Raw genomic sequence first — 25,344 nt, forward strand, 5'->3', positions numbered from 1 at the left:
CCCGTACGAAAGCCCCATGCAAAAACTCCACACCCCCTCTGTTGTCCACGCCCTGGCCGCCGCTGTTTTGCTGGCTGCTTCCGGTTTCACCATGGCCCAGACCGACGCGGCCGCCAAGCCCGCGGCAAAACCTGCCGCAAAACCCGCCGCCAAGAAGCAGCCCGTCGTCAACCCGTCCAGCCGCACCAATCTCAAGAGCGCCGCCAAGAACGTGGCCGCCGGCATTGAGGCCGCCGAAGCCGCGCTGACGCCGGCCGAGCTGGCCATCGCCGAGCGCGTTCACGTGGGCAAGCTGCCCTGTGAACTGGGTGCGGCGGTCGACCTGGTGGCCGACACCAAGTCCCCCGGCTATTTCAATGTCAGCGGCAAGAACTTCAAGTACCGCATGTTTCCCGTGGCCACCACCACCGGCGCGATCCGCCTGGAAGACCAGAAGGCCGGCGCCGTCTGGCTGCAACTGGCCAATAAATCCATGCTGATGAACCAGAAGCTGGGCGTGCGCCTGGCCGACGAGTGCATGAGCCCGGCGCAACTCGCAGTGGCCGAAGCCATCAAGCTGAACCCGCCCGCCAGCGTGCTGGATGCGCCCAAGCCTGCCGCCGCTCCGGCTACTTCCGATGCGCCGGCCGCTGCCGCGCAGCCCGCTTCGGCCGCCCAGTAAACAACGTCCGTTTTCTTTACACACCACGATTTCGATTACAGGAGAAACCAGCATGTCATCCGAGTTCTTGCAAACTTACCGCAACCACGTCGCCGAACGCGCTGTGATCGGCATCCCGCCGCTGCCGCTGTCCGCCAAGCAGACCGGCGAAGTCATCGAGCTGCTGAAGAACCCGCCCAAGGGCGAGGAAGCTTTCCTGGTCGAACTCATTACCCACCGCGTTCCCGCCGGCGTGGATGACGCCGCCAAGGTCAAGGCAAGCTACCTGGCCGCCGTGGCCCACGGCACGGAAAAATGCGCGCTGATCTCGCGTGAAAAAGCCACGCAACTGCTGGGCACCATGCTGGGCGGCTACAACATCAGCCCCTTGGTCGCGCTGCTCGACGACGCTGAGGACAGCGTTGCCACGCAAGCCGCCAGCGGCCTGAAAAACACCCTGCTGATGTTCGACCAGTTCCACGACGTGCAGGAAAAGGCCGAGAAGGGCAACAAATACGCCAAGGCCGTGCTGCAAAGCTGGGCCGACGCCGAGTGGTTCACCAGCCGCCCCGAAGTGCCCCAGTCCATCAAGCTGACCGTCTTCAAGGTGGCCGGCGAAATCAACACCGACGACCTCTCGCCCGCGCCCGACGCCTGGAGCCGTCCCGATATCCCGCTGCATGCGCTCGCGATGCACAAGAATGCGCGCCCGGGCGTCACGCCCGAAGAAGACGGCAAGCGCGGCCCCGTCAAGTTCATTGAAGACCTCAAGTCCAAAGGCAACCTTGTGGCCTATGTCGGCGACGTGGTCGGCACCGGCTCCTCGCGCAAGTCCGCGACCAACTCCGTGCTCTGGTGGACCGGTGAGGACATTCCCTTCGTGCCCAACAAGCGCTTCGGCGGCGTCTGCCTGGGCAGCAAGATAGCCCCGATTTTCTACAACACCATGGAAGACTCCGGCGCGCTGCCGATTGAGCTCGACGTGAGCCAGATGAACATGGGCGACGTGATCGAGCTGCGCCCCTACGAAGGCAAGGCGCTCAAGGACGGCAAGGTGATCGCCGAGTTCAAGCTCAAGAGCGACGTGCTGTTCGACGAAGTGCGCGCCGGCGGCCGCATTCCGCTGATCGTCGGCCGTGGCCTCACCGCCAAGGCGCGCTTCGCGCTGGGCCTGCCCGTGTCCACCCAGTTCCGCCTGCCGGTCAGCCCTGAAGACAACGGCCGCGGCTTCACGCTGGCGCAAAAAATGGTCGGCCGCGCGGTCGGCCTGCCGGAAGGCCAGGGCGTGCGCCCCGGTACCTACTGCGAGCCCAAGATGACCTCGGTCGGCTCGCAAGACACCACCGGCCCCATGACCCGCGACGAACTCAAAGACCTGGCCTGCCTGGGCTTCAGCTCCGACCTGGTCATGCAGTCCTTCTGCCACACGGCGGCTTATCCCAAGCCCGTCGACGTGAAGATGCACCACGAACTGCCTGAGTTCATTAGCACGCGCGGCGGCATTTCGCTGCGTCCCGGTGATGGCATCATCCACAGCTGGCTCAACCGCATGCTGCTGCCCGACACCGTGGGCACCGGCGGCGACAGCCACACGCGCTTTCCTATCGGCATCAGCTTCCCCGCGGGCTCGGGCCTGGTGGCTTTCGGCGCCGCCACCGGCGTCATGCCGCTGGACATGCCTGAATCCGTACTGGTGCGCTTCAAGGGCAAGATGCAGCCCGGCATCACGCTGCGCGACCTGGTCAACGCGATCCCGCTGTACGCCATCAAGGCCGGCCTGCTGACGGTCGCCAAGCAGGGCAAGAAAAACATCTTCTCGGGCCGCATCCTGGAGATTGAAGGCCTGCCCGACCTCAAGGTGGAGCAAGCTTTCGAGCTCAGCGACGCCTCGGCCGAGCGCTCCGCCGGCGGCTGCACGGTGCACCTGAACAAGGAACCCATCATCGAGTACATCAACAGCAACATCACGATGCTGAAATGGATGATCGCCACGGGTTACTCGGATGTGCGCACCATCAAGCGTCGCATCGCCGCGATGGAAGCCTGGCTGGCCGATCCGCAGCTGCTCAAGGCCGATGCGGACGCCGAATACGCAGCCGTCATCGAGATCGACCTGGCCGACATCCACGAACCCATCGTGGCCTGCCCGAACGACCCCGACGACGTGAAGACCCTCGCTGAAGTGGCCGGTAGCAAGATCGATGAAGTCTTCATCGGCAGCTGCATGACCAACATCGGCCATTTCCGCGCGGCCTCCAAGCTGCTCGAAAACAAGCGCGACATCCCGGTCAAGCTGTGGATGGCGCCGCCCACCAAGATGGACGCGAAGCAGCTCACGGAAGAAGGCCATTACGGCGTGCTCGGTTCGGCCGGCGCCCGCATGGAAATGCCGGGCTGCAGCCTGTGCATGGGCAACCAGGCGCAGGTGAAGGAGGGCGCCACGGTGTTTTCCACCTCCACCCGCAACTTCCCGAACCGCCTGGGCAAGAACTCCAACGTCTACCTCGGCTCCGCCGAGCTGGCCGCGATCTGTTCCAAGCTGGGCCGCATCCCCACCAAGGCCGAGTACATGGCCGACATGGGCGTGCTGACGGCCGCCAGCGCGCAGGTCTACCAGTACCTCAACTTCGACCAGGTCAAGGACTACACCGACATGGCCGATACCGTGAAGGACGGCGTCACGGCCTGAGCTTGACACCCGCAAGCTGAAATGGAAGGATGAAGTGATGATGAAACCGTCACTTCTTTCCTTCCTTTTTTTTGTCCTTTTTTCGGCAACGGGCGCGGGTGCCCAGGAGGCGCGCACCAACGCCTTCAACGACCCTTTCCTGCAGGTCACCTCGGCCATCGCCCAGTGCCCGGTTCCCGAAGGGCCGCTCTACACCGAGCAGGAAGTGCGCGACGTGGCCCATGTGCGGGCGCAGCACGGCGGCAGCTGTTACCGGGTGGGACGTTGCCGCTTGGCCAACTCTTATTGGTATGACCAGGAGATCATTCCGCGCGTGTCGCAATACATCAAGCTCGACGGCCGGTTTGACGACACCAGCGTCTGGGTGCAGGGCGAGCGGCGGCTGGTGTTTCTCAAGGGCTGCGTGAAGACGCGCGAGCAGTCCGAAGCGCTTGAAAAAGCCGTCTGGCTGGTCGACGACGTAATGGGCGTTGTGAACTACCTGCGTGTGGGTGATGAGCCCGTGCGCTATGTACCGGTGCAGGCTGAAAAGAAGTGAGCTTGCCCCGTGCGCATGCAAAAAAGCCCCGCAGTTTCCTGCAGGGCTTTTTTTCATTGAGGGGAGGCTATAGCCCGGACGGCAGCGGGTCCGCCACCCGCAATTCCGAACCATCGACAAATTTCAAATACCAGAACTCCGGCGCCAGCGGCAGGTTGGGGCGTATGTGGCTGACATTGGCCGGCTGCACATAGACCGTGCTTGCACCGTCGTCGGGCGGTGGCGCCAGGTAATGGCGTTTAACCGCCACCAGCCCGCCTATGGAAGAGACCACTGTGCCTATCGACTCGGTGACGGCATTGACCGTGGTGCCTTGGCCCAGCATGTGGATGGTGGTCTGACCGACCAGATCGGGACGCGAGGCCTCCACATACAGCACCGCAGCGGTGTTGATGCGCAGGTCGTCCGGGGCGGTCGGTTCGGTGGCTTTGTTGAATGAGATAAAGGAGATGGAGGACATGGTGTGGGCCCGTGGGTGTAGTTTTTTTGAAAGGGCTCGGAAGGAGGTTCTCAGGGAATATGCAGCTCTTTGTGCTCGCCCAGCTTGCGCGGCAGCTCGCCCGTGATGGCCGCCCTGGCCATCTTGAACAGCTGCACCATCTTGCTTTCTTTGACGTCCCAGTATTCGGCATGGTGGACGCGCACTTCGAGCAAAGCCAGGTCCGGGTCGTGGACACCGGCGGGAAACCAGCTTCGGGCCAGCGGTGACCAGAGCTCCTCTTTTTTATCCTGGTCCTCGGCGATCAGCGCCTGGCCCGACAGCGACACATAGCTGTCCTCGCCGGGATCGGCATAAGACACGTTGACGTTGCCGTCCTGCTGCAGGCGCTGCGCCAACTCGCTTTTGCGCGAGATAAAGAAATACAGCCGCGCATCCTCGTCCAGCGACTGGTTCTGGGTGGTCAGTGGATGGGCGTGCAGCATGCCGTTCGCATGGCGGTGCGTCAGCATGCCAAAGCGTATGCCCTGGATCAGCTCCCACAGGGTGTCGTGGTCGGATTTGGGTGTGCTCATGGGAATTCCCTCAAAACCCTCAAAAATTCGGGTATCTGGCTGATGCTAGGCCCCCACGCGGGGCCTGCCCATAAGCCTCGGTCGCGGCCGCCTGTCAGCGCGGGCCCACAGCCTCACAGCCCGTGCACGTTTACCCGCCAGACAGGCCCCGGGGGCGTTAGAAGCGGTTACCATACGGATACAAGTAATTCGCATTTGTATTACGGCTGGCTTATGAGTGTGGCCCTTCCACACGCTTGCCGTTTTCCGTCCCTAAGGTGTTTCATGAAATTGTCCCTCCCATCCCTTGTCGCCGCCACACTGACCGCCGGCCTGCTGGCCGCACCTCTGGCCGCCACCGCCCAGGGCGTCAAGCCCACACCGGAAGGCATCGTGGTCTACAACGCGCAGCACGCCAGCCTGACCAAGGCCTGGGCCGATGCCTTCAGCAAGGAAACCGGCATCAAGGTCACGTTGCGCAACGGCAGCGACACCGAGCTGGGCAACCAGATCGTGCAGGAGGGCGTCGCATCGCCTGCCGATGTGTTCCTGACCGAGAACTCGCCCGCCATGGCGCTGGTCGACACCGCCGGGCTGTTTGCCCCGCTGGACGGGGCCACCTTGTCTGAAGTGCCCGCCAACTTCCGGCCCGCGCACGGCCGCTGGATAGGGATCGCCGCGCGCAGCACGGTGTTTGTCTACAACAAGGCCAAGCTCACGCCGGCCCAGTTGCCCAAGTCCATGCTGGACCTGGCCACGCCCGAGTGGAAGGGCCGCTGGGCCGCGTCGCCTTCCGGCGCAGACTTCCAGGCCATCGTGAGCGCGCTGCTCGAACTCAAGGGCGAGGCCGCCACTGCCGCCTGGCTTAAGGCCATGAAGGAAAACGCCACGCCCTACAAAGGCAACGGTACGGTGCTCAAGGCCGTCAACGCCGGCCAGATTGAGGGCGGCGTGATTTACCACTACTACTATTACGGCGACCAGGCCAAGACCGGCGAGAACAGCAACAACACCCAGCTGCACTATTTCCGCAACCAGGATGCGGGCGCTTTTGTGAGCATTTCCGGCGGCGGCGTGCTGGCCTCCAGCAAGCACCAGCCCGAAGCCCAGGCTTTTGTGAAGTGGATCGCCGGCAAGGGCGGCCAGGAGATTCTGAAAACCGGCGATGCCTATGAGTACGCCGTCGGCACGGGCGCGCAGTCCAATCCCAAGCTGGTGCCGCTGGCCGAGCTGCAGGCGCCCAAGGTTGAGCCCTCCAAACTCAACAGCAAAAAAGTCACCGACCTGATGACCCAGGCCGGCCTGCTGTAAACCGTTTTCAAGTCCGCTGACCGGACACTTCCCGTGAGTGCCTTGCCCCTTGATGCCGGCGCCGAAGCCGCCCTGAAGCCGGCGGCCGCGGTGTTGCTCCCCGCGCCGGCGGTCGACCGTGGCCGCTGGCGCCTTTCCTGGGTGGGTGGGGCGGCCCTGGTGGTGTCGCTGCTGGCCTTGCTGCCGCTGGGCTTCGTGCTCTGGGTCGGCATACAGACCGGCTGGGATACCGCCTCGGCTTTGATTTTCCGGCCGCGCGTCGCGGAGTTGCTGGTCAATACCGCGTTGCTGGTGGCGCTCACCGTGCCGCTGTGCGCGGTGTTGGCGGTGGCGCTGGCCTGGCTCACCGAGCGCAGCGACCTGCCCGGCGCTCGCACCTGGGCCTGGCTGCTGGTCGCGCCTCTGGCGGTGCCGGCCTTTGTGCACAGCTATGCCTGGATGACGGTGGCGCCAGGCCTGCACGGCCTCACAGCCGGCGTGATGGTTTCCTTGATTGCCTATTTCCCGTTTCTGTATTTGCCGGTGGCTGCGGCCCTGCGGCGGCTGGACCCGGGCATGGAAGACAGCGCCGCCTCGCTGGGCCTGGGCCCCTGGGCCGTGTTCTTTCGTGTGGTGTTGCCGCAGCTGCGGCTCGCGGTGTGCGGTGGTTCGCTGCTGGTGGGCCTTCACTTGCTGGCCGAGTACGGCCTTTACGTGATGATCCGCTTCGACACCTTCACCACCGCCATCGTCGACCAGTTCCAGTCCACCTACAACGGGCCCGCTGCCAACATGCTTTCGGGCGTGCTGGTGGTTTGCTGTTTCGCGCTGCTGGGGCTGGAGGCGGCCGCGCGCGGCAAGGAGCGTTATGCGCGTGTGGGCACGGGCGCGGCGCGCATGCCATTGAAACGCAAGCTGGGCCGCATGGCCGCCCTGGGCTTGTTGCTGCCCGCGCTGCTCAGCCTGCTGGCCCTGGGCGTGCCGCTGTTCACGCTGGGGCGCTGGCTGCTGGCCGGCGGTGCGGCCGTCTGGCGCCTTGATGAACTCGGTCCGTCGCTTGTGCAAACCCTGGGCCTTGCACTGGCCGGTGCGCTGCTGACCACCGTGGCCGCTGTGCCTATGGCCTGGCTGTCGATTCGCTCGCCCGGCCGGCTGCAGCGTGTGCTGGAAGCCTGCAATTACATGGTCGGCTCGCTGCCCGGTGTGGTGGTGGCGCTGGCGCTTGTCACCGTGACCGTGCGCCTGCCGATTTACCAGACGGCGATCACGGTGCTGCTGGCTTATTTGCTGATGTTCCTGCCGCGCGCCCTGATCAGCCTGCGTGCCGGCATCGCGCAGGCACCGGTGGAGCTTGAGCAGGCCGCGCGCAGCCTGGGCCGCACGCCCGCACAGGCGCTGTGGGCCGTCACGATGCGGCTGGCCGCGCCCAGCGCGGCGGCCGGCGCGGCACTGGTGGGCCTGGGCATCACCAATGAACTCACCGCCACGCTGATGCTCGCGCCCAACGGCACGCGCACGCTGGCGACCTCTTTCTGGGCCTACAGCAGCGAGATCGACTATGCCGCCGCCGCGCCCTATGCGCTCATCATGGTGCTGCTCTCCTTGCCCATGACCTGGCTGCTTTACCAACAATCCAAACGCACGGCGGGACGATGACGACTTCTCTGGAATTGCAGGCCATACGCAAACATTACGGCCCCGTGCAGGCGCTGGGCGGCGTGGACCTGAGGGTCGCGCCCGGCAGCCGCACCGCCATCGTCGGCCCCTCGGGTTCGGGCAAGACCACACTGCTGCGCATCATCGCCGGCTTCGAAGCGCCCGACGCAGGCCGCGTCACCCTGGGCGGCCGGCAACTGGCCGACGGGCCTGAGGCCGTGCCCGCGCACGAACGCGGCATAGGTTATGTGCCGCAGGACGGCGCGCTGTTTCCGCACCTCACGATTGAGGGCAACGTCGGCTTCGGCCTGCCGCGCAACACGCCGCGGCGCGCCGAACGCATTGCCGAGCTGATGGACATGGTCGCGCTCGACACCGCCATGCTGGCGCGCCGCCCGCATGAGCTCTCGGGCGGCCAGCAGCAGCGCGTGGCGCTGGCGCGCGCGCTGGCGCAGCGGCCGCGGCTGATGCTTCTGGACGAGCCTTTCTCGGCACTCGATACCGGCCTGCGCGCCAGCACCCGCAAGGCGGTGGCGCAACTGCTGGGCGCGGCGGGCATCACCACCATCCTCGTCACGCACGACCAGGCCGAGGCGCTTTCGTTTGCCGACCAGGTGGCCGTGATGCGCGGAGGGCTGCTGGTGCAGGCCGGCCGTCCGCTCGATGTGTATTTGCGCCCGCGTGATGCGGCCGTGGCCGGCTTCCTGGGCGACAGCATTGTGCTGCCCGCGCAACTGGCCGGCGGTTGGGCCGACTGTGCGCTGGGGCGTGTCGCCGTCAACGACAGCGGGCGCCGGGGCGCGGCGCAAATCATGCTGCGGCCCGAACAGTTGCAAGTGGCTGAAGTGCCCGCCGAAGCGGCGGTGCATGGCCCGCAAGACGGCGCCTGCTACGGCGCGGTCACCGATACCGATTTCGGCGGCTCGGTCTGTGTGCTGTCCGTACGCCTGGTGCGCGGCACCGGCCCGGCCGCCGCAGCGCCGGTACCGTCGACCGCCTGGGATGAACCGCTGCTGGTGCACAGCGCGGGAATCCATGCGCCAGCACTGGGCGCGATGGTGCGCATCACGGTGGCCGGCCAGGCCCACGTTTTCAGCGCCTGAAGCCGGCGCCGAGGTGCCCACCCGCTGGGCCAACAAGCTTTGTTACTTTTTCCGCAGAGGGAATGCCTGTTTTTGGCTATATTGTGTACGGTGTACACAATATTTCAACAAGCCCTTTAACAAGGAGATTTCCCATGGCCCGTTATGTTGATGGATTCATTGTTGCCGTCCCCGCCAAGAAAGTGGAGGACTATCGCAAACTGTCCCGCAAGGCCGGCAAGATCTGGAAGGAGTACGGCGCGATCGAGTACACCGAGTGCATTGCCGACGATGTGAAACCGGGCAAGGTCACGTCCTTTCCGCAAAGCGTCAAGCTCAAGAAGGATGAAGTGGTGGTGTTCTCATGGATCACCTACAAGTCGCGCAAGCAGCGCGACAGCGTCAACAAAAAGGTCATGTCCGACCCTCGCCTTGAAGCCATGATGGACCCAAAGAATCTTCCCTTCGACGGGAAGCGGATGATCTTTGGCGGCTTCAAGACAATCGTCGAGTTGTGAAGGCTGCTGACGTCTAAGCCTGCGCCGCTAGTGCCAGCAACGCCTGGCGCGTGAAATCATCGGCCGGGAAAAACGTTTCCATGGCGAGTTCCTGCAAGGTCACGTCCACCGGTGTGCCGAAGATGGTGGTGGTGCTGATAAAGCTCAGCATACCGGCGGGGGTCTTGAACAAAAAAGGCATGACCACACCCGGGTGCTCGCCTTCGAGGTGCTCCATCGCTTCCTCACGCACGGGATAGGCCTTGAGCTCTTCCAGCAAGGCCGCCAGCAGCGGGTCTGCCGTCGCCGCAATCTGCTGGCGCAGGCGCTCAAAGATGTGCGTGCGCCACTGCGGCAGGTTGGCGATGCGCGGCGCCAGGCCCAAAGGGTGCAGGCTCAGGCGCAACACATTCACCGGCCCTTGCAGCAGCGAAGCGTCGGCGCCCTCCATCAGGTGCGGCACCATGCGGTTGGCCGCCACCAGGTTCCAGTGCCTGTCCACCGCCAGGGCCGGGTAGGGCTCATGGCTTTTGAGCAGCAGCTCCACGGCCTGCCGGGCTGAGGCCAGGGCAGGGTCGTCCAGCGGGCGTTCGTGGTACATGGGCGCGTAACCGGCAGCCACCAGCAGCGCATTGCGCTCGCGCAGCGGAATGTCCAGTCGCTCCGACAGCCGCAGCACCATTTCGCGGCTGGGCACCGAGCGGCCGGTTTCCACAAAACTCAGGTGACGCGTCGAGATGTCGGCCTCGTGGGCCAGGTCCAGCTGGCTCAGGCGCCGGTGCTGGCGCCAGTGGCGCAGGTGGTCGCCAAAGGGCTGGGGCGCGCTGCGCGGCGCCGGGCGGCTGGGGTGGTGGGTGCTGGCGGTCATGGCGCCATCGTAAAGCCATGTGAGCAGGTTTCCATTACCTGCCAGGTTATCGACGGTCGGCTGGCGCGCGGGAATGATGACCTCCATGCGCACCGACCCGGCGGCCCGGCGCGCTGATCCCATCACCGGCCGCCGCTTCAGGAGTTTTGCCATGTCTTCGAGTTCCGTGCTGTCTTCTCCCAGTTTCCTGCGCAACGTGCTGCGTGTGGATGCGCTGTCCTGCATTGCCTGCGGCGTCTTGCAGCTTGCCTTCCCGGCCGCGATGGCCCGCCTCTTGAACCTGCCCGAGGGGCTCGTCGCCTACACCGGCGAGTTCCTGCTGGTCTATGCTGCCATCGTTGCGTTTGTTTCAACGCGTAATCCCTTGCCGCGGCCCATTGTCTGGGTATTGGTCGCGGGCAATATTGGCTGGGCGCTGGCCTGCGTGCTGCTGCTGGTTGGCGGGCTGGTGTCGCCATCCATGCTGGGCGTGGCGTATGTGGTGGTGCAGGCGCTGACGGTGGCGGTGCTGGCCGAACTGCAGTACTTCGGCCTGCGCCGCGCGGCACCGCAGCCGGCCTGGTGACAAGGCCCAAGACTCGGTAGGCGGGCAGGGTATGCGGGCCCAGGCTCCCACGGGGCCCTGGGGCCTGCCAGAATGGGGGCTGCCGTCAATAAAAAAGGAGTCCGCCATGGCCAAACCGCCTCCCCACGCTTTTCCCTCCACGCTCAAAAGCTTCAAGACCGCCTCCGGCAAGACCGGCAAGTTCTACTCCCTGCCGGAACTGGCCAAACAATTTCCCAAAGTCGCGCGCCTGCCGGTGTCCATGCGCATCGTGCTCGAATCGGTGCTGCGCAACTGCGACGGCAAAAAAGTCACGGCTGAGCACGTGGGCCAGCTGGCCAACTGGTTGCCCCAGGCCGAGCGCAGCGAGGAAATCCCTTTTGTTGTTTCGCGCGTGGTGCTGCAGGATTTCACCGGCGTGCCGCTGCTGGCCGATCTGGCCGCCATGCGCAGCGTGGCGCTCAAGCTGGGCAAGAACCCGAAAGCCATAGAGCCGCTGGTGCCGGTGGACCTGGTGGTGGACCACTCCATCATGGTCGACTACTACGGCAAGAAAAATTCGCTGGACCTCAACATGAAGCTCGAGTTCCAGCGCAACCGCGAGCGCTACGAGTTCATGAAATGGGGCATGCAGGCCTTCGACACCTTCGGCGTCGTGCCGCCGGGCTTCGGCATCGTGCACCAGGTCAACCTCGAATACCTGGCGCGCGGCGTGCATAAAACGGCGGGCGGCGTGTACTACCCCGATTCGCTGGTGGGCACCGACAGCCACACCACCATGATCAACGGCATAGGCGTGGTCGCCTGGGGCGTGGGCGGCATCGAGGCCGAGGCTGCCATGCTGGGCCAGCCGGTCTACTTCCTCACGCCCGACGTGGTCGGCTTTGAGCTGACCGGCCGCCTGCGCGAAGGCGTCACCGCCACCGACCTGGTGCTGCGCGTGACAGAGCAGCTGCGCAAGGAAAAAGTGGTCGGCAAGTTTGTTGAATTCTTCGGTGAAGGCACGCGCACGCTGGCCTTGCCCGACCGCGCCACCATAGGCAATATGGCGCCCGAATACGGCGCCACCATGGGTTTCTTTCCGGTCGATGAAAAAACCATTGACTACTTCAAGGGCACGGGCCGCACCAAGGAAGAGATCGAAGCCTTCGAAGCCTACTTCAAGGCCCAGGGCCTGTTCGGCGTGGCGAAAGCCGGCGAGATCGACTATTCGCATGTGGTGAAACTGGACCTGGGCGACGTCACGCCCAGCCTGGCCGGTCCCAAGCGCCCGCAGGACCGCATTGAGCTGGGCAATGTCGCCGGCCAGTTCAAGTCGCTGTTCAGCAAGCCGATTGCCGAGAACGGTTTTAACCAGCCCGCCGGCATGCTCAACACCCGCCACCTGGTGCGCCGCACCGACGAGGGCCGGCAGGATACGCTGCCCTCCGCGCCGCCCACCCCGGCGGGCGCCGCGCGGCCCGTCATGGAAATGGAAGGCAACCGCCCGACGCTGGCGCACGCACGCGCCAGCAACACCACCGATGCACCCGCCACCGCGCAGACCGAGGTCGTGCATTCCGCACCCGGCATCACGGTGGGCAACGGCGACGTGCTGATCGCCGCCATCACCAGCTGCACCAACACTTCCAACCCTAGCGTGCTGCTGGCCGCCGGCCTGCTGGCCAAGAAGGCGGTGGAGGCGGGCCTGAAGGTGCAGCCGCACATCAAGACCTCGCTGGCGCCCGGCTCGCGCATCGTGACCGAGTACCTGACCGAAACCGGTTTGCTGCCCTACCTTGAAAAGCTCGGCTTCGCGCTGGCCGGCTACGGCTGCACCACCTGCATAGGCAATGCCGGCGACTTGACGCCCGAGCTCAACGAAGCCATTACCAAAAGCGACCTGGTCTGCGCGGCCGTGCTTTCGGGCAACCGCAACTTCGAGGCGCGCATACACCCCAACCTCAAGGCCAATTTCCTGGCCAGCCCGCCGCTGGTGGTGGCTTATGCGATTGCCGGCACGGTGATGCGCGACCTGATGACCGAGCCCGTAGGCAAAGGCAAGGGCGGCAAGGATGTGTACCTCGGCGACATCTGGCCGAGCAGCGACGAGATCTACAAGCTCATGAAGTACGCGATGAACGGCAAGGCCTTTCGCGCCAACTACGCCAAGGTCAAGACCGAACCCGGCAAGCTCTGGGAAAACATCAAGGGCGTCAAGGGCACGTCCTATACCTGGCCCGCCAGCACTTACATCGCCGAGCCGCCTTTCTTCAAGGGCTTCGCGATGGATGCCGGCAAGGCTGGTAGCGTCGATGTCAAGGGCGCGCGCATCATGGCGCTGTTCGGCGACTCCATCACGACGGACCACATCTCGCCAGCCGGCTCCATCAAGGCCAGTTCGCCCGCTGGCCTGTGGCTGCAGGCCAACGGCGTGCAGAAGGCCGACTTCAACAGCTATGGCGCGCGCCGCGGCAACCACGACGTGATGATGCGCGGCACTTTTGCCAATGTGCGCATCAAGAACCTCATGATCCCGCCCGGCGCCGACGGCTCGCGCGAAGAGGGCGGCGTGACGTTGTTCCAGCCTGGTGGCGAGAAGATGTTCATCTACGACGCCGCCATGAAGTACATGGACGAGGGCACGCCCACGGTGATTTTTGCCGGCGAAGAATACGGCACCGGTTCCTCGCGCGACTGGGCCGCCAAGGGCACGCAGCTGTTGGGCATCAAGGCCGTGGTGGCGCGCAGCTTCGAGCGCATACACCGCAGCAACCTGGTGGGCATGGGCGTGCTGCCCCTGCAGTTCAAGCCCGGCGACTCGTGGCAAACCCTCAAGCTCACCGGCACCGAAGTCATAGACGTGATCCCGCACCCCGAGCTCAAGCCACAAAGCGAGGCCAAGCTGGTCATCACGCGCGCCGACGGTTCGCGCGAGGAGGTCACTGTGATCCTGCGCGTGGACACGCCCATCGAGGTCGACTACTACCGCAACGGCGGCATCCTGCCTTTTGTGTTGCGGCAACTGTTGGCTTGATGTTCAGGCAAGCCCTGATAGCCGGCGGCGGCATCGGCGGATTGGCTGCGGCGCTTTCAGTGTCGCGTGCCGGCTGGGATGTTCGCCTGTTTGAACGCGCGAGTGCTTTCAGCGAAGTCGGCGCCGGCATTCAGCTCGGCCCCAACGTTGTCAAGGTGCTGCAGGGCTGGGGCCTGACTGGCGCCCTGCAGATCGTGGCCGCGTTTCCTGAGCGCCTGCAGGTGCGCAGCGCCATTTCGGGCCAGGTGCTGGGCGAATTGCCGCTGGGTGCCAACATCGCCCAGCGCTATGGTGCGCCCTATGCCACCTTGCACCGGGCCGATCTGCATCGCCTGCTGCTGGAGGCCGTGCAGCAAAACGCCGACGTCAAGCTGCACCTGAGCCGCCCGCTGCAGTCCTTCAGCCAGACCACGCAGGCCGTCACGGTGCAGGCCGACGACGGCCCCGGCATTGAGGGCGACGCCCTCATAGGCGCCGACGGCCTGTGGAGCACGGTGCGCCAGGAGTTATTGGGCGACGGCCTGCCGCGCCGCACCGGCCACCTGGCTTACCGCGCGCTGGTGCGGCAGGCAGACCTGCCCGAGCTGCTCAGGAGCCAGCAGGTCACCGCCTGGCTGGGGCCGCGCATGCATGTGGTGCAGTACCCGGTGCGCGGCGGTGAGTCGCTCAACGTGGTGGCCATCGTGCACGGCGAGGTTGCGGCCGAGGCTGACCTCTGGGACCACAGTGCCAATGCCGCCGACCTGGCCGCCGCGACGGCCGGCTGCTGCGCCGCCCTGCGCGAAGTGATAGAGGCGATTGAAGGCTGGCGCCTGTGGGTGCTGCATGACCGCGCGCCCATGCAGGGCGCCCACCAGCATGCGGTCGGCCGCGTGGCCCTGCTGGGCGATGCCGCCCATCCCATGCGCCCCTACCTGGCGCAGGGCGCGGGCATGGCGATTGAAGACGCCGCCGAATTGGGCCGCGCCCTGGCTCAGGCGCTGGACCCGGCCCTGGACGTGCCCACCATGCTGCAGCGTTATGCGCTCAACCGCTGGCAACGCAATGCGCGTGTGCAGGCGAGGGCGCTGCGCAATGGGCAGATCTTCCATGCCGATGGAGTGGTGCGGTGGGGGCGGGACATGGCGATGAAGATGCTGGGGGAGAAGGTGCTGGATTTGCCCTGGTTGTATGGAACGACAAACAGGCACTCCTGATGATCGAAAAAACAACCCGGGGTTGATGGATCACTGCTTCCGGCCGGCCCTAGTCCGCATAAGCCCCCGCCGCCTTGATCACCGGCGTCCAGCGCGCAATTTCGCTGTGCAGGTATTCGCGATGGCCCGCGGGTGTGTTGCGCGCGTCTCGAACCACGTCGATCCCTGAAGCGAGTTGTGCCTGTTTGAATGCGTCCGTCTGGATTGCGGCCAGCAGTGCGCTGTTGACCCTGGTTTGTACTTCCGCAGGCGTATTCTTCGGCGCGTACAGCCCGTACCAGACGCCGAGCTGCACGGATGGGATGCCGAATTTCTCGAGCGTCGGGATCGCCGAGGCGCCGGGGACGCTGAGCGGCTTGCGTGATGTCACGCCAATGGGCTTGGTTTTCCCGCTGAATACCTGGGGAAGCACATTGGCGGTCAAATCGCACATCAGGTCTACATGGCCTCCCAGCAAATCCGCCAATGCCGGAGCGGTACCGCGATAGGGAACGGTGGTCATGCCGATGCCCAGCGAAGATTGGAGCAGCAAACCGCACAGGTGCGATGCCGACCCGATGCCGCCATTGGCAAGCTTGACCTGTGGTTGCTTGGCGATCCATCGCACCAACTCAACCGCTGAGCCAGCGCTTATCTGTGGGCGCGTCACCAGCATCAGCGGTGATTCGGCCATGATGCCCAAAGGTTCGAAATCCGTTTCCGGGTTGAACCCAAGGCGGCGATACAGGGCAGGGGCTGTCGCCATGCTGATATGGTTCAGCAGCAAGGTATAGCCGTCTGGAGCCGCACGCAGGGCGATGGCACTGCCCAGGTTGCCTCCAGCGCCTGACAGGTTCTGGATGACGATGGGTTGCCCTAGCTGCTTTGCCAGGGGCAAGGCAAGCTCCCGCGCGAGCTTGTCCATGGGGCCTCCTGCGGGATAGGGAACAATCAATGTCACCGGTTTCGAGGGGTAAACACCTTGCGCCTGCGCGCCCATGCCGCATGCCAGAAAAGCCAACAAAACCAGTAAAAATAGTTTTTTGCTCATAAGGTTCTCCAGGGTTAGCGGTACTTTTTCAAGCTGGCATGCGAAGGGCTGCGTGTCCGACGGCTGAAGCCCGAAGGGCTCGCCGGGCTTGCGTCGCCGCCAGGCATTTTTCAACGATGGCCGGCTCCGATGTCAAAGGTGTACCACCTGGAAAGGGCGGCTTGGGGTCGTATTCGATCTGGAGCTGGATTTGCTTGGCGGCTTCGTCTCCCTTCAGCATGGCGACGACCTTCAAGGCCATGTCGATGCCGGAGGTTACGCCGCCCGCGGTGAAGATATTTCCGTCCACACACATGCGCTCCCGGGTAACGATGGCACCGAAGGCCGGCAGAAAATCGATGGCCTGCCAGTGGCAGGTGCTTCGCCGACCTTTGAGGAGACCTGCTGCGCCAAGCAGCAGCGAGCCCGTGCAGATGCCGAAGATGTACTTCGCCGACTTTGCCTGCCTGCGGGTGAAGCCGACCCACTCGGCATCCAGTATCGCGTCGTCGGTTCCAGGCCCTCCCGGCACCACCAGCAGGTCGCAGGGCGGTGCGTTGGCGATGGTCGTGGTGGGTACCAGCGTGAGACCGCGGTCCGATCGGACCGGCTCCAGTGACTTCCCCACGAGCTCGACCTGCACCGCCGGCACGCGTGCCAGGACTTCAAAAGGCCCCGTCAAATCAAGTTGTGTCAGTGCATTGAAGAGAATAATATTGACTTTCATGAACCCGCTCCTTAATACACGGAAGGTAAGGCCAGGTGCCGCAGGGACAGTGCCAAAAGCGGGCGAATGTGCGCCAAAATGGGTGGCATTTCTTTTGTTCGATGGCTTTCAGCCCATTGACCTGGCCGGGCCGTGGCAGGCATTTACCACGGCAAATGAAGAGGCGGGCGTTCCGGTGTATCGCCTGGCCACCGTGGCACAGAAGGACGCCGTCACGAGCGCCGATGGTGCACTGAAAATTCATGTGGACCACGGTTTGGGGGCTGCCGCGGCATTGCCTATCGATGCGCTGGTGGTGCCGGGCGGCGGCGGAGTCCATGCGGCATGTACCGATCTTCAACTGGTCAACTGGCTGCGGGAAAGAGATCAGTCCACACGCAGAACCTGCAGCGTTTGCACGGGGGCCTTCCTGCTTGCCGCCACCGGGCTGTTGAGCGGCCGGGAGGTCACCACCCACTGGCGATCCGCCGGGAGGTTGCAGCGGGACTTCCCGGACCTTAAGGTCAACGACGACAAGATCTACTGCGAAAGCGGCAAGTACTGGACCACGGCGGGTGTTACGGCCGGCATCGACCTCGCGCTGGCCCTGATCGAGCGCGACCATGGCGCCGACCTCTCGCAGCGTGTCGCGCGGCGGCTGCTAGTCTATTTACGCAGGGACGGCGATCAGCGCCAGTACAGCCAGGCCCTGAGGATTCAGGATAGAGCCGCAGCACCCTTTCGCCAGTTGATCGAGTTGTTGCAGGCCCGGCTTGACCACGAATGGTCTGTCGACGCGATGGCGGATATGTGCAATATGTCCCGGCGCACTTTTCAGCGCAAGTTTGCGGAAAACTTCGGCATGGGCCCCATCGCCGCACTCAACAGCCTGCGGCGTGAACAGGCGGAAATCCTCGCCAGCTCGGGGCGCCTGTCGGGGAAGGAAGTCCTGAGGCATACCAGCCCAGCCCGGGGTATTTCCGGGACGGCGGCCGCAGCGCGTCACACCGTCCGCACCCCTGGGCGCTTATAAATCAGTGCGTAGTTTCCAGATCTCCGGAAACAGCACAACATCCAGCATCTTGCGCAGGTAGCTGACGCCGCCTGTGCCGCCGGTGCCGCGCTTGAACCCGATGACGCGTTCCACCGTGGTGACGTGCCGGAACCGCCAGAGCCGGAACGCATCTTCGAGATCAGTGAGCTCTTCACCCAGCTGGTACAGGTCCCAGTACTTTTTCGGGTCGCGGTACACCACCAGCCAGGCCTGCTCGACGGCCTCGCTTTCCACATAGCCCTGGGTCCAATCGCGCTGGGTGTGGCTGGCCGGAACGGCCAGTCCGCGGCGGGCCAGCAGGCGCAGGGCTTCGTCATAGAGCGATGGCGCCTCGTACGCGGCCTGCACCTGGGCCAGCAGGTCGGGCCTGTGCGCATGGGGTTTGAGCATGGCGGCGTTTTTGTTGCCGAGGGCGAATTCGATGCAGCGGTATTGCGCGCTTTGAAAGCCGCTGGAGTTGGCGAGGTAGGGGCGAATCGCGCTGTACTCGGGCGGGGTCATGGTGGCCAGCACGTCCCAGGCGTGCACCAATTGCTCCATGATGCGGCTCACGCGCGCCAGCATCTTGAAGGCACCACCCAGTTCGTCGTTGGCCACGTTGGCAATCGCCGCCCGCAGCTCGTGCAGCATCAGCTTCATCCAGAGCTCGCTGGTCTGGTGCTGGATGATGAAGAGCATTTCGTTGTGATCGGGCGAGAGCGGTTTCTGCGCGCCCAGGATGGCGTCCAGCTGCAAATAGTCGCCGTAGCTCATGGACTTGCTGAAGTCGAGCTGCGCTTTTTCGTCGCGCACGATGTCTTCAGGGGCTTGTGGTTTGTTGTGGCTGTTCATCAGGTGACCGCGTGCTTCTGGTTGAATTCGGCTTTTCGCCATTCGGCTGTTTCAAGCACCCGCTTCAAATGCTCGACGGCGTTCCACACGTCTTCAAAATCGATGTAGAGCGGCGTGAAACCAAAGCGCAGGATGTCCAGGTGCTTGCCGGCTGCGCCGTCGCCGGCGCGGAAGTCGCCGATCACGCCGCGCGCGATCAGCGCCTGCACGATGGCATAAGCGCCTTCGGTGCGGGTCAAGCAGACCTGGGAGCCGCGTTGCGCATGTTCGCGCGGCGTGGCCAGGCCCAGGCCGTGGCCCTCGCAGCGTTCCTCGACGAGCCGGATAAACAGGTCGGTGAGCTCCAGCGATTTTTTTCGCAGGGCCTGCATGCCACCCAAAGCTTCGGCAGCGAGCACGGTGTCCAGGCCGCATTCCAGCGCGGTCATGCTCAGGATGGGCTGGGTGCCGCAGAGGTAGCGCGAGATGCCTGCCGCAGGCCGGTAATCGGGCGTGAACTCAAACGGCGCGGCATGGCCCCACCAGCCGGCCAGCGGCTGCCAGAAACGGTCGGCGTGCTTGGGATTGACCCAGACGAAGGCCGGTGCGCCGGGGCCGCCATTGAGGTATTTGTAGCCGCAGCCGATGGAGAAGTCAGCCTTGGCTGCGTTGAGGTCCACCGGCACGGCGCCCGCACTGTGCGCCAGGTCCCAGACGGTGAGCGCGCCGGCGGCATGGGCCGCGGCGGTCACAGCGGCCATGTCGTGCATGGCGCCGGTGCGGTAGTTCACGTGGGTCAGCATCAGCACGGCCACGTCGCGGGTGAGGGCGGCCGCGATTTCTTCAGGCTCCACCAGTTGCAGGCGAAAGCCGCGCTCGCGGCACAGCGCTTCGGCGATGTAGAGGTCGGTCGGGAAGTTGCTGCGCTCGCTGACGATCACCTTGCGCGTGGGGGCGTCTTGTGCCGCGATGTGCAGCGCGGCGCTGAGCACCTTGTAGAGGTTGATGGAAGTGCTGTCGGTGGCGACAACCTCGCCGGGAGCCGCGCCTACCAGCCGCGCGATCTTGTTGCCCAGGCGCTGCGGCAGTTCGAACCAGCCGGCGCTGTTCCAGGAGCGGATCAAGCCCTGGCCCCATTCGGCCGTGACGGCCTCGGCGACGCGGGCGGCGGCTGTGGTGGGCAGCACGCCCAGCGAGTTGCCGTCAAGGTAGATCACGCCCTCGGGCAGCGTGAATTGCTGGCGTAGCTCGCGCAGCGGGTCTTGCGCGTCAAGGGCGCGGCAGTCCTGGAGTGTGGTCATGGCTAAAGTTTTTGGGTTTCAGGAGAGTTCGCGCAGCACGGCGCGCACGGGGGAAGCATCGGCCCGGGTCAGCTTGAGCGGCAGGGCAATCAGTTCGTAATCGCCTTCGGCCACCTCGTCGAGCACCAGGTTTTCCAGCACGCGCAGGCCGTGCGCCAGCAACTGGTGGTGGCTGGGCAGGTCCTGGCTGGTGGCCGGGTCCACGCTGGGCGTGTCGATGCCGATCAGGCAGATGTTTTTGCTTGCCAGCAATGCCAGTGTTTCAGGCGCGATGGCGGTGAAAGTGTCCCAGGCCTGGCTGGCGCTGCGCGAAGTGCGCAGCAGCACGCGCGGCGGCAGGCTATCCAGCGCGTGGGCGACGTGTTCGGGCAAGACCAGCGGGCCGCAGTCCAGGCAATGGATCACGCGGCAGGGCCCGAGGTAGGGAGCAAGGTCCAGCTCGCCGGCGCTGGCCGCGCCGTTGGCATAGTGCAGCGGGGCATCGGCATGGGCGCCGGTGTGCGGCGACAGCGTGATGCTGTTGACGTTGACCGGGCAACCCGGCGTCAGGGAGAAATGCAGTGTCTGGGAGTAGGCCGTGTCACCGGGGAACACGGCGGCGTTTTCATCCACCGGTGGCGAGATGTCCCAGAGTTTGCGCGATGCTGATGGGGTGGAGGCAGGCATGGATCCAAAGGTAGCACCGGCAAAAAAGCCGTGGTGTCGGTTATTTCCAACAATTTCAAAAATAGTTGAGACCTAAAGTATCTGCCGGTGCTGGCCTGCCCAGGGTCATGCGGCCTGGGCGAGGCTGGGGCACAATCCAGACCTGCGGCGCATCGCTGCATCGATTTACCAACCAGCAATACCTCCCCCCAACCTTTCAAGAGAGACAAGGCAGACCATGAATTCCGAGAACAAGTCCAACGGCAAAGTCGCACTCGTCACCGGCGCGGGCACAGGCATCGGCAAGGCCGTGGCCGTGGCCCTGCTGCGTGAGGGCTATAGCGTGGCGCTGGTGGGGCGCCGCGTGGAGCCGCTCAATGAAGTCGCCAAGGAGTCCGGCACGGACCGCGCGCTGGCCTTGCCCACCGACGTGAGCAAGCCCGAGTCCGTGGCGGCGGCCTTTGCCAAGGTCAAGGAAAAGTTCGGCCGCCTCGACCTGCTGTTCAACAATGCCGGCGTGGGCGCCCCGCCGGTGAACATCGAGGACATCACGTTTGAGCAGTGGACCAATGTGGTCGACATCAACCTCACCGGTTCTTTTCTCTGCGCGCAAGCCGCCATCAGGCTGATGAAAGACCAATCGCCCCAAGGCGGCCGCATCATCAACAACGGCTCGATCTCGGCCCACGCGCCGCGTCCCAATTCGGCGCCCTACACATCGACCAAACACGCCATCACGGGCCTGACCAAGTCGATCTCGCTGGACGGCCGCAAGTACAACATCGCCTGCGGCCAGATCGACATCGGCAATGCCATGACGGAGCTTGCGGCCCGCATGGCCAAGGGCGTGCCTCAGGCCAACGGCGAGATCGCCATTGAACCCATGATGGATGCCAAGGAAGTGGCCGATGCAGTGGTGCACATGGCGTCTCTGCCGCTGTCGACCAATGTGCAGTTCATGACCATCATGGCCACGAAGATGCCGTTTGTGGGGCGTGGTTGATGCGGCCCTGATTGGCGCTGCCGCTTGAGCCGCGGATCAGCGTGGGCGGCACCAGCAAAATGTGTTGTATTGTATGTATATGAACAATACGGCCTCCGACCTGGAACAGTACCTGGACGAGCTTGCGAACAACGCCCGTCCCGGCGATCGCCTGCCTCCGATACGTGATTTGATGCGCCGCTTCGGTGTATCGCAAATGCTGGTCCAGCGCGCCTTTCAAGGCCTCAAAACCAAAGGGCTGATCGATTCGCAGGTGGGACGCGGAACCTACTTTCGGGGGGATGGCGAGCTGGTGCCGGCTAACACCGGCCCCCGCTTGCAGGCAAACAGATCGGTGCTGCTGCTCAGGCGCTCCATCAGCATCACCCGTGGCCGCGTATTGGTGGAAGGCCTGCAGCGCCGGTTCACCGCGGACGGGCATCGGGTGCTGGAGGTTTCATACACCGACCCGGCCCATGCACGCACCGTATTGAAAGGTTCGCCGCGTTTCGACGCCTGCGTGGTCCAGTCGACTTACAAGACCATCACCATCGATCTGCTCGCCGCGCTGCGGGATAAATGTGATGTGCTGGCGGTGGATGGCGCGACGCTCGCCGGCACGGACGTCGAGGCGGTCGGCATGGAGTGGGGCGAACCCCTGGCCAAGGCGATTGCCCTTTTGCGGCAGCAAGGCCATGGCCGCATCGCGTACGCGGCAACGTCGTCCCCCGTTCTGGCAACGCAGATGGGCCGCCGGCGGTTTGAATACCTGCAGACCACCCTGGCGGACACCGAGCTCCACGAGATCACCGTACCGCATCTGCCTGACGACAATTACGAAGCGGCGCTTGCAAACCTGATCAAGGCCAGCCTGGATGCCTCAGGGCGGCTGCCGTTCACTGCCCTGGTGGCATGGGGCGTTGAAGATGGCGCCAAATTCCGGCAACTGCTGTCGGATGCCGGCGTCGGCATCCCATCGGCGCTGAGCGTGGTGTTGCTGGGGCGTACGGACCTGGCGAACGAACACGCCAACTTCTTTGACACCATCGGGTGCAGCGTTGCCGACCAGATCGAGTCGCTGTACCAGGCGATCAATGTGCGATGGGCCGACCCCTCCTTGCCCTACGGCGTGCGCCTGATCCCGGTGACGAGCAAGGTGGGTCAGTCCATTGCGGCGCCACCGCCGGCCACGCGTTCCACAGTTTCGCGCGTGAGCACCACCGATTCGCCGACATAGCTGCTGGCGACGAGCGCCTGCACCAGGTCGGGCGGCAGCTCGCATTTTGCAAACAGGGGATGCTCGCCGATCGTCGTCATGAAAGGCATGCCCTCGGACTGGGACCGCTGCGCCGCTTCATAAAGCAATTGATGCGCTTCATGCCGCCCCATCAGCCTGGTCAGCCGCATCATCACGGCTTCCGACGCGATCAGGCCGTTTGATAAATCGAGGTTGCGGCGCATCGCCTCGGGGTGTACGACGAGGCCCTGGGCCAGGGTCGCGAGGGTTTCGGCAATCGACGCCGCAATGATGGCAATTTCCGGCAACAGCGTATCGGTCACATTGGTTGCGGACGAGTCGCCCTCGTCCATGCGAACCATCGCTTCGAGCGCTGCCGGCACCCGGGCCCGCATCATGCGCGCAAGGCTGGCCAGCAACAGCGCGGTCGACGGGTTGCGCTTCTGCGCCATGGTTGAGCTGCCCACCTTTCCCATGTGAAATGCTTCTGCAACCTCGCCGATCTCGGTGCGCTGCATGAACACGACATCCTGCGCGATTTTTTGCACGGTGCCGGCCAGCAGCCCCAGCGCAGAGATGTAGTCGCAGACACGGTCGTAGGACGAACGCATGGGCAGCCCCGCCGGCTCAAGTCCCAACTGCGCGGCCATCCGCGCCTCGACCTCGCGCCCCGCGCTGCCCATGGCCGCGAAAGTGCCTATGGCCCCGCCCAGGCTCGCCACGAATGACGATGGCAATCGCTGCCTGAGCCGATCGCGGTCCCGGTCGAGTTCGTCCAGCCAGCCGGCGAGCTTGAAGCCAAAGGTCATGGGTAAGGCGTGCTGGCCGTGCGTGCGGCCGGGCATCACGGTGGCTTGGTGCGCCAGCGCAAGTTGGCCGAAGGCGGCGATGGCCGCATCCAGATGGTTTGTCAGCAGCTGATGCGTTTCGAGCATCTGCAGTGAGCTCGCGGTATCGAAGATGTTCTGCGTTGTCGCACCCCAATGGATGAAACCGGCGGCAGGTTCGCCGCACAGCTCTTCGAACTGGTAAAGCACGGGAACGAGCGGGTGCTGCGCGAAGGCGATGTCGCGCGAAAGGCGCTCCAGGTTGAACAGCCGGGCATCTGCTTTCTGCGCAATGGTGGTTGCGGCCTGCGCAGGAATGACACCCAGTTCAGCCTGGGCGCTGGCCAGGGCGGCTTCGACGGTGAGCCAGGCCTGCAGCGTGGCGACATCGCTCCAGATGCGTTTGGCCTCAGCGCTGAACCAGTGGCCGGTAATGAAGGATTCAAACATTCCGATGTTCATGGGGTTCCCGTCAGGAGGAAACGCTTTGCACGGGGGCTGGCAGTGGCGGAGAAAAACCCGATAAGCGGAGCCGTTCTTGCATATTGTATGAATTGCATTGATTTGTGAAATTGGCGAAATTTTAAGGCTAGGCACGCGCACGGAGCTTCGGAGTGGTGCGACTGGAATTTTGATCGATACAATATTAATTGTACTTCAATACAATAAATACATATATACTGCCCCCGCCGGCGGATGGAGCCGGCGCAGAACAAGGAGACAAGCTTGAAGACATTCCTCTTTACACCTATGGGCCACTGCAGAGCCCGGAGCGCTGCCATGCGCAGCGCACTGCTGGCCGCAAGCGCGCTGGCCCCGGCTTTTTCAGTACACGCCCAGTCATCACTGACGATTTACGGCATCGTGGACCAAGGGCTGACAAAAGCGACCAGCGGCACCACGCCGGCCGGGATGCTGCCCGGCAGGGCTCCCAATGACGACTGGAACGTGAAAGCCGGCAACACCTCCCGTCTTGGCTTTCGCGGTGAGGAAGACCTGGGTGGCGGCAACTACACCCGCTTTCAGATCGAAACCCGCTTCGCGACCGATACGGGGGCGCTCAGCAACGCCAATGTTTTCTGGCTGGGCCGTTCAGTGCTTGCCATAGGCAGCAAGGACTGGGGCGAAATTTATTCCGGCCGTGAATACTCTGCGGCGTACACGGTTGCGCTCAACACCGATCCCACGCTCTGGAGCTATGTCAGCCAGACCGGGTCCACTTACACCTACGCGAACTACCTCCCGGTCGCTGCGACGGTCGAGGCCTCCAACATTCGCTGGAGCAACACCATAGGCTACAAATCGCCGGCGCTGGGCGCCGTGAGCTTCGAGCTGGCAACCGGCCTGGGAGAAGGCACGCGCCAGCGGAGCACCTCCGCCAACGTCCAGTACAAGGACGGCCCGGTCTGGCTCGGTGCAGCTTACGATGGCCTGGACAACAGGACCAACCTCAAGCTCATTGCCGGTGGATATGACTTCGGCGTGGTCCGCCCCACCGCCAGTTATTCACGCGCCAAGGGCGGCCTCAACGGTGACGCCACTTCGTTCACCGTGTCTGCGCTGGTGCCCCTGAGTTTTGGGCGCACCTATGTCTCTTACGGCAACCTGCGCCCGGCAACCCATCTCAATTCGAAAATGGTGGGGGCGGGGATTCAGTACGACCTGAGCAAGCGCACCTTGCTGTATACGAATGTAGGCTCCGCCAAGCAGGTCGGCCAGAGCCGCACAACGGCGTTCGACCTTGGCATCAAACACACCTTCTGA

At 64.2% G+C, this 25,344-nt stretch carries 23 protein-coding genes; 14 read left to right on the forward strand and 9 right to left on the reverse strand.

Annotation, left to right across the window (positions count from 1 at the left end; genetic code table 11):
• The first annotated feature begins 16 nt into the window (after positions 1-16).
• From ACEN8I_RS02400 to ACEN8I_RS02410, 3 genes are read left to right on the forward strand one after another with little or no spacing between them, the layout of a single operon-like run.
• A complete protein-coding gene (locus tag ACEN8I_RS02400) occupies positions 17-661 on the forward strand; it encodes a hypothetical protein (RefSeq protein WP_413325893.1) in 645 nt (214 codons plus the stop codon).
• A gap of 52 nt (positions 662-713) precedes the next feature.
• Positions 714-3,329: a bifunctional aconitate hydratase 2/2-methylisocitrate dehydratase gene (locus tag ACEN8I_RS02405; RefSeq protein WP_413325895.1), complete on the forward strand. Its 2,616-nt coding sequence runs from the start codon at positions 714-716 to the stop codon at positions 3,327-3,329.
• Between the two features lie 37 nt (positions 3,330-3,366).
• Positions 3,367-3,867 carry a BON domain-containing protein gene (locus ACEN8I_RS02410; protein WP_413325897.1) on the forward strand — a complete coding sequence of 167 codons (501 nt, stop codon included), beginning with the start codon at positions 3,367-3,369 and terminating at the stop codon, positions 3,865-3,867.
• 67 nt (positions 3,868-3,934) lie between these two features.
• Here the strand turns inward: ACEN8I_RS02410 and ACEN8I_RS02415 are convergent, their stop codons facing one another.
• Complete coding sequence (locus ACEN8I_RS02415; protein ID WP_413325899.1) at positions 3,935-4,327, reverse strand: hypothetical protein; 393 nt, start codon at positions 4,325-4,327, stop codon at positions 3,935-3,937.
• A 50-nt stretch (positions 4,328-4,377) separates the two neighbouring features.
• On the reverse strand, positions 4,378-4,881 hold the full coding sequence (locus ACEN8I_RS02420) for a pyridoxamine 5'-phosphate oxidase family protein (RefSeq protein ID WP_413325901.1): 504 nt from the start codon (positions 4,879-4,881) through the stop codon (positions 4,378-4,380).
• Between the two features lie 264 nt (positions 4,882-5,145).
• On the opposite strand from ACEN8I_RS02420, the gene ACEN8I_RS02425 reads away from it, so the two are divergent.
• From ACEN8I_RS02425 to ACEN8I_RS02440, 4 genes are all read left to right on the forward strand, one after another.
• Positions 5,146-6,171 carry an iron ABC transporter substrate-binding protein gene (locus ACEN8I_RS02425; protein ID WP_413325903.1) on the forward strand — a complete coding sequence of 342 codons (1,026 nt, stop codon included), beginning with the start codon at positions 5,146-5,148 and terminating at the stop codon, positions 6,169-6,171.
• A gap of 33 nt (positions 6,172-6,204) precedes the next feature.
• On the forward strand, positions 6,205-7,806 hold the full coding sequence (locus tag ACEN8I_RS02430; protein WP_413325905.1) for an ABC transporter permease: 1,602 nt from the start codon (positions 6,205-6,207) through the stop codon (positions 7,804-7,806).
• The gene (locus ACEN8I_RS02435; protein WP_413325907.1) at positions 7,803-8,909 is read left to right on the forward strand and encodes an ABC transporter ATP-binding protein; all 1,107 of its coding nucleotides are present in this window, start codon (positions 7,803-7,805) and stop codon (positions 8,907-8,909) included. Before ACEN8I_RS02430 ends, ACEN8I_RS02435 begins: the two co-directional genes overlap by 4 nt.
• Before the next feature lie 134 nt (positions 8,910-9,043).
• On the forward strand, positions 9,044-9,406 hold the full coding sequence (locus ACEN8I_RS02440; RefSeq protein WP_413325909.1) for a DUF1428 domain-containing protein: 363 nt from the start codon (positions 9,044-9,046) through the stop codon (positions 9,404-9,406).
• 13 nt (positions 9,407-9,419) lie between these two features.
• Here the strand turns inward: ACEN8I_RS02440 and ACEN8I_RS02445 are convergent, their stop codons facing one another.
• A complete protein-coding gene (locus tag ACEN8I_RS02445) occupies positions 9,420-10,253 on the reverse strand; it encodes a helix-turn-helix domain-containing protein (RefSeq protein ID WP_413326375.1) in 834 nt (277 codons plus the stop codon).
• Between the two features lie 151 nt (positions 10,254-10,404).
• On the opposite strand from ACEN8I_RS02445, the gene ACEN8I_RS02450 reads away from it, so the two are divergent.
• The 3 genes from ACEN8I_RS02450 to ACEN8I_RS02460 all read left to right on the forward strand — a co-directional run bounded on the left by ACEN8I_RS02450 (position 10,405) and on the right by ACEN8I_RS02460 (position 15,009).
• Entirely contained in the window at positions 10,405-10,818 is a 414-nt protein-coding gene (locus ACEN8I_RS02450) for a hypothetical protein (RefSeq protein ID WP_413325911.1), read from the forward strand.
• A 106-nt stretch (positions 10,819-10,924) separates the two neighbouring features.
• Positions 10,925-13,813 (forward strand): aconitate hydratase, encoded by a 2,889-nt coding sequence (locus ACEN8I_RS02455; RefSeq protein WP_413325913.1) that lies wholly within the window; start codon positions 10,925-10,927, stop codon positions 13,811-13,813.
• Positions 13,813-15,009 carry an FAD-dependent monooxygenase gene (locus ACEN8I_RS02460; RefSeq protein ID WP_413325915.1) on the forward strand — a complete coding sequence of 399 codons (1,197 nt, stop codon included), beginning with the start codon at positions 13,813-13,815 and terminating at the stop codon, positions 15,007-15,009. Before ACEN8I_RS02455 ends, ACEN8I_RS02460 begins: the two co-directional genes overlap by 1 nt.
• A gap of 49 nt (positions 15,010-15,058) precedes the next feature.
• Here ACEN8I_RS02460 and ACEN8I_RS02465 read toward each other — a convergent pair whose 3' ends face one another.
• Entirely contained in the window at positions 15,059-16,039 is a 981-nt protein-coding gene (locus ACEN8I_RS02465) for a tripartite tricarboxylate transporter substrate-binding protein (RefSeq protein ID WP_413325918.1), read from the reverse strand.
• A gap of 28 nt (positions 16,040-16,067) precedes the next feature.
• The gene (locus tag ACEN8I_RS02470) at positions 16,068-16,745 is read right to left on the reverse strand and encodes a DJ-1/PfpI family protein (RefSeq protein ID WP_413325920.1); all 678 of its coding nucleotides are present in this window, start codon (positions 16,743-16,745) and stop codon (positions 16,068-16,070) included.
• A gap of 82 nt (positions 16,746-16,827) precedes the next feature.
• Between ACEN8I_RS02470 and ACEN8I_RS02475 the strand changes: the two genes are divergently transcribed.
• Positions 16,828-17,757, forward strand: a complete 930-nt coding sequence (locus ACEN8I_RS02475) for a GlxA family transcriptional regulator (protein ID WP_413326377.1) — start codon at positions 16,828-16,830, stop codon at positions 17,755-17,757.
• On the opposite strand, the gene kynA is transcribed toward ACEN8I_RS02475, so the two are convergent.
• Genes kynA through kynB form a run of 3 tightly spaced genes read right to left on the reverse strand, consistent with a single transcriptional unit; the run spans position 17,752 to position 20,555 of the window.
• On the reverse strand, positions 17,752-18,609 hold the full coding sequence (kynA, locus tag ACEN8I_RS02480) for a tryptophan 2,3-dioxygenase (RefSeq protein WP_413325922.1): 858 nt from the start codon (positions 18,607-18,609) through the stop codon (positions 17,752-17,754). The two genes, ACEN8I_RS02475 and kynA, sit on opposite strands and share 6 nt — an antisense overlap.
• A complete protein-coding gene (kynU, locus tag ACEN8I_RS02485; RefSeq protein WP_413325924.1) occupies positions 18,609-19,889 on the reverse strand; it encodes a kynureninase in 1,281 nt (426 codons plus the stop codon). Before kynU ends, kynA begins: the two co-directional genes overlap by 1 nt.
• Before the next feature lie 18 nt (positions 19,890-19,907).
• Positions 19,908-20,555, reverse strand: coding sequence for an arylformamidase (gene kynB / locus ACEN8I_RS02490; protein ID WP_413325926.1), 648 nt, complete (start codon positions 20,553-20,555; stop codon positions 19,908-19,910).
• A 217-nt stretch (positions 20,556-20,772) separates the two neighbouring features.
• On the opposite strand from kynB, the gene ACEN8I_RS02495 reads away from it, so the two are divergent.
• Positions 20,773-21,537 (forward strand): SDR family oxidoreductase, encoded by a 765-nt coding sequence (locus ACEN8I_RS02495; protein ID WP_413325928.1) that lies wholly within the window; start codon positions 20,773-20,775, stop codon positions 21,535-21,537.
• A 79-nt stretch (positions 21,538-21,616) separates the two neighbouring features.
• Entirely contained in the window at positions 21,617-22,753 is a 1,137-nt protein-coding gene (locus ACEN8I_RS02500) for a GntR family transcriptional regulator (protein ID WP_413325931.1), read from the forward strand.
• On the opposite strand, the gene ACEN8I_RS02505 is transcribed toward ACEN8I_RS02500, so the two are convergent.
• The gene (locus ACEN8I_RS02505) at positions 22,678-24,030 is read right to left on the reverse strand and encodes an adenylosuccinate lyase family protein (RefSeq protein ID WP_413325933.1); all 1,353 of its coding nucleotides are present in this window, start codon (positions 24,028-24,030) and stop codon (positions 22,678-22,680) included. The genes ACEN8I_RS02500 and ACEN8I_RS02505 overlap by 76 nt on opposite strands.
• Positions 24,031-24,360: 330 nt before the next feature.
• On the opposite strand from ACEN8I_RS02505, the gene ACEN8I_RS02510 reads away from it, so the two are divergent.
• On the forward strand, positions 24,361-25,344 hold the full coding sequence (locus ACEN8I_RS02510) for a porin (RefSeq protein WP_413325935.1): 984 nt from the start codon (positions 24,361-24,363) through the stop codon (positions 25,342-25,344).

The sequence above is a fragment of the Polaromonas sp. CT11-55 genome, assembly GCF_047303325.1.
GTDB lineage: Bacteria > Pseudomonadota > Gammaproteobacteria > Burkholderiales > Burkholderiaceae_C > Polaromonas.

Coding starts and splice junctions, on each gene's coding strand:
- kynA (WP_413325922.1), bottom strand. CDS start 18,609: ATGAACAGCCACAACAAACCACAAGCCCCTGAAGACATCGTGCGCGAC.
- ACEN8I_RS02510 (WP_413325935.1), top strand. CDS start 24,361: ATGCGCAGCGCACTGCTGGCCGCAAGCGCGCTGGCCCCGGCTTTTTCA.
- kynU (WP_413325924.1), bottom strand. CDS start 19,889: ATGACCACACTCCAGGACTGCCGCGCCCTTGACGCGCAAGACCCGCTG.
- ACEN8I_RS02400 (WP_413325893.1), top strand. CDS start 17: ATGCAAAAACTCCACACCCCCTCTGTTGTCCACGCCCTGGCCGCCGCT.
- ACEN8I_RS02410 (WP_413325897.1), top strand. CDS start 3,367: ATGATGAAACCGTCACTTCTTTCCTTCCTTTTTTTTGTCCTTTTTTCG.
- ACEN8I_RS02455 (WP_413325913.1), top strand. CDS start 10,925: ATGGCCAAACCGCCTCCCCACGCTTTTCCCTCCACGCTCAAAAGCTTC.
- ACEN8I_RS02505 (WP_413325933.1), bottom strand. CDS start 24,030: ATGTTTGAATCCTTCATTACCGGCCACTGGTTCAGCGCTGAGGCCAAA.
- kynB (WP_413325926.1), bottom strand. CDS start 20,555: ATGCCTGCCTCCACCCCATCAGCATCGCGCAAACTCTGGGACATCTCG.
- ACEN8I_RS02425 (WP_413325903.1), top strand. CDS start 5,146: ATGAAATTGTCCCTCCCATCCCTTGTCGCCGCCACACTGACCGCCGGC.
- ACEN8I_RS02415 (WP_413325899.1), bottom strand. CDS start 4,327: ATGTCCTCCATCTCCTTTATCTCATTCAACAAAGCCACCGAACCGACC.
- ACEN8I_RS02405 (WP_413325895.1), top strand. CDS start 714: ATGTCATCCGAGTTCTTGCAAACTTACCGCAACCACGTCGCCGAACGC.
- ACEN8I_RS02435 (WP_413325907.1), top strand. CDS start 7,803: ATGACGACTTCTCTGGAATTGCAGGCCATACGCAAACATTACGGCCCC.
- ACEN8I_RS02460 (WP_413325915.1), top strand. CDS start 13,813: ATGTTCAGGCAAGCCCTGATAGCCGGCGGCGGCATCGGCGGATTGGCT.
- ACEN8I_RS02450 (WP_413325911.1), top strand. CDS start 10,405: ATGTCTTCGAGTTCCGTGCTGTCTTCTCCCAGTTTCCTGCGCAACGTG.
- ACEN8I_RS02445 (WP_413326375.1), bottom strand. CDS start 10,253: ATGACCGCCAGCACCCACCACCCCAGCCGCCCGGCGCCGCGCAGCGCG.
- ACEN8I_RS02465 (WP_413325918.1), bottom strand. CDS start 16,039: ATGAGCAAAAAACTATTTTTACTGGTTTTGTTGGCTTTTCTGGCATGC.
- ACEN8I_RS02500 (WP_413325931.1), top strand. CDS start 21,617: ATGAACAATACGGCCTCCGACCTGGAACAGTACCTGGACGAGCTTGCG.
- ACEN8I_RS02440 (WP_413325909.1), top strand. CDS start 9,044: ATGGCCCGTTATGTTGATGGATTCATTGTTGCCGTCCCCGCCAAGAAA.
- ACEN8I_RS02495 (WP_413325928.1), top strand. CDS start 20,773: ATGAATTCCGAGAACAAGTCCAACGGCAAAGTCGCACTCGTCACCGGC.
- ACEN8I_RS02420 (WP_413325901.1), bottom strand. CDS start 4,881: ATGAGCACACCCAAATCCGACCACGACACCCTGTGGGAGCTGATCCAG.
- ACEN8I_RS02470 (WP_413325920.1), bottom strand. CDS start 16,745: ATGAAAGTCAATATTATTCTCTTCAATGCACTGACACAACTTGATTTG.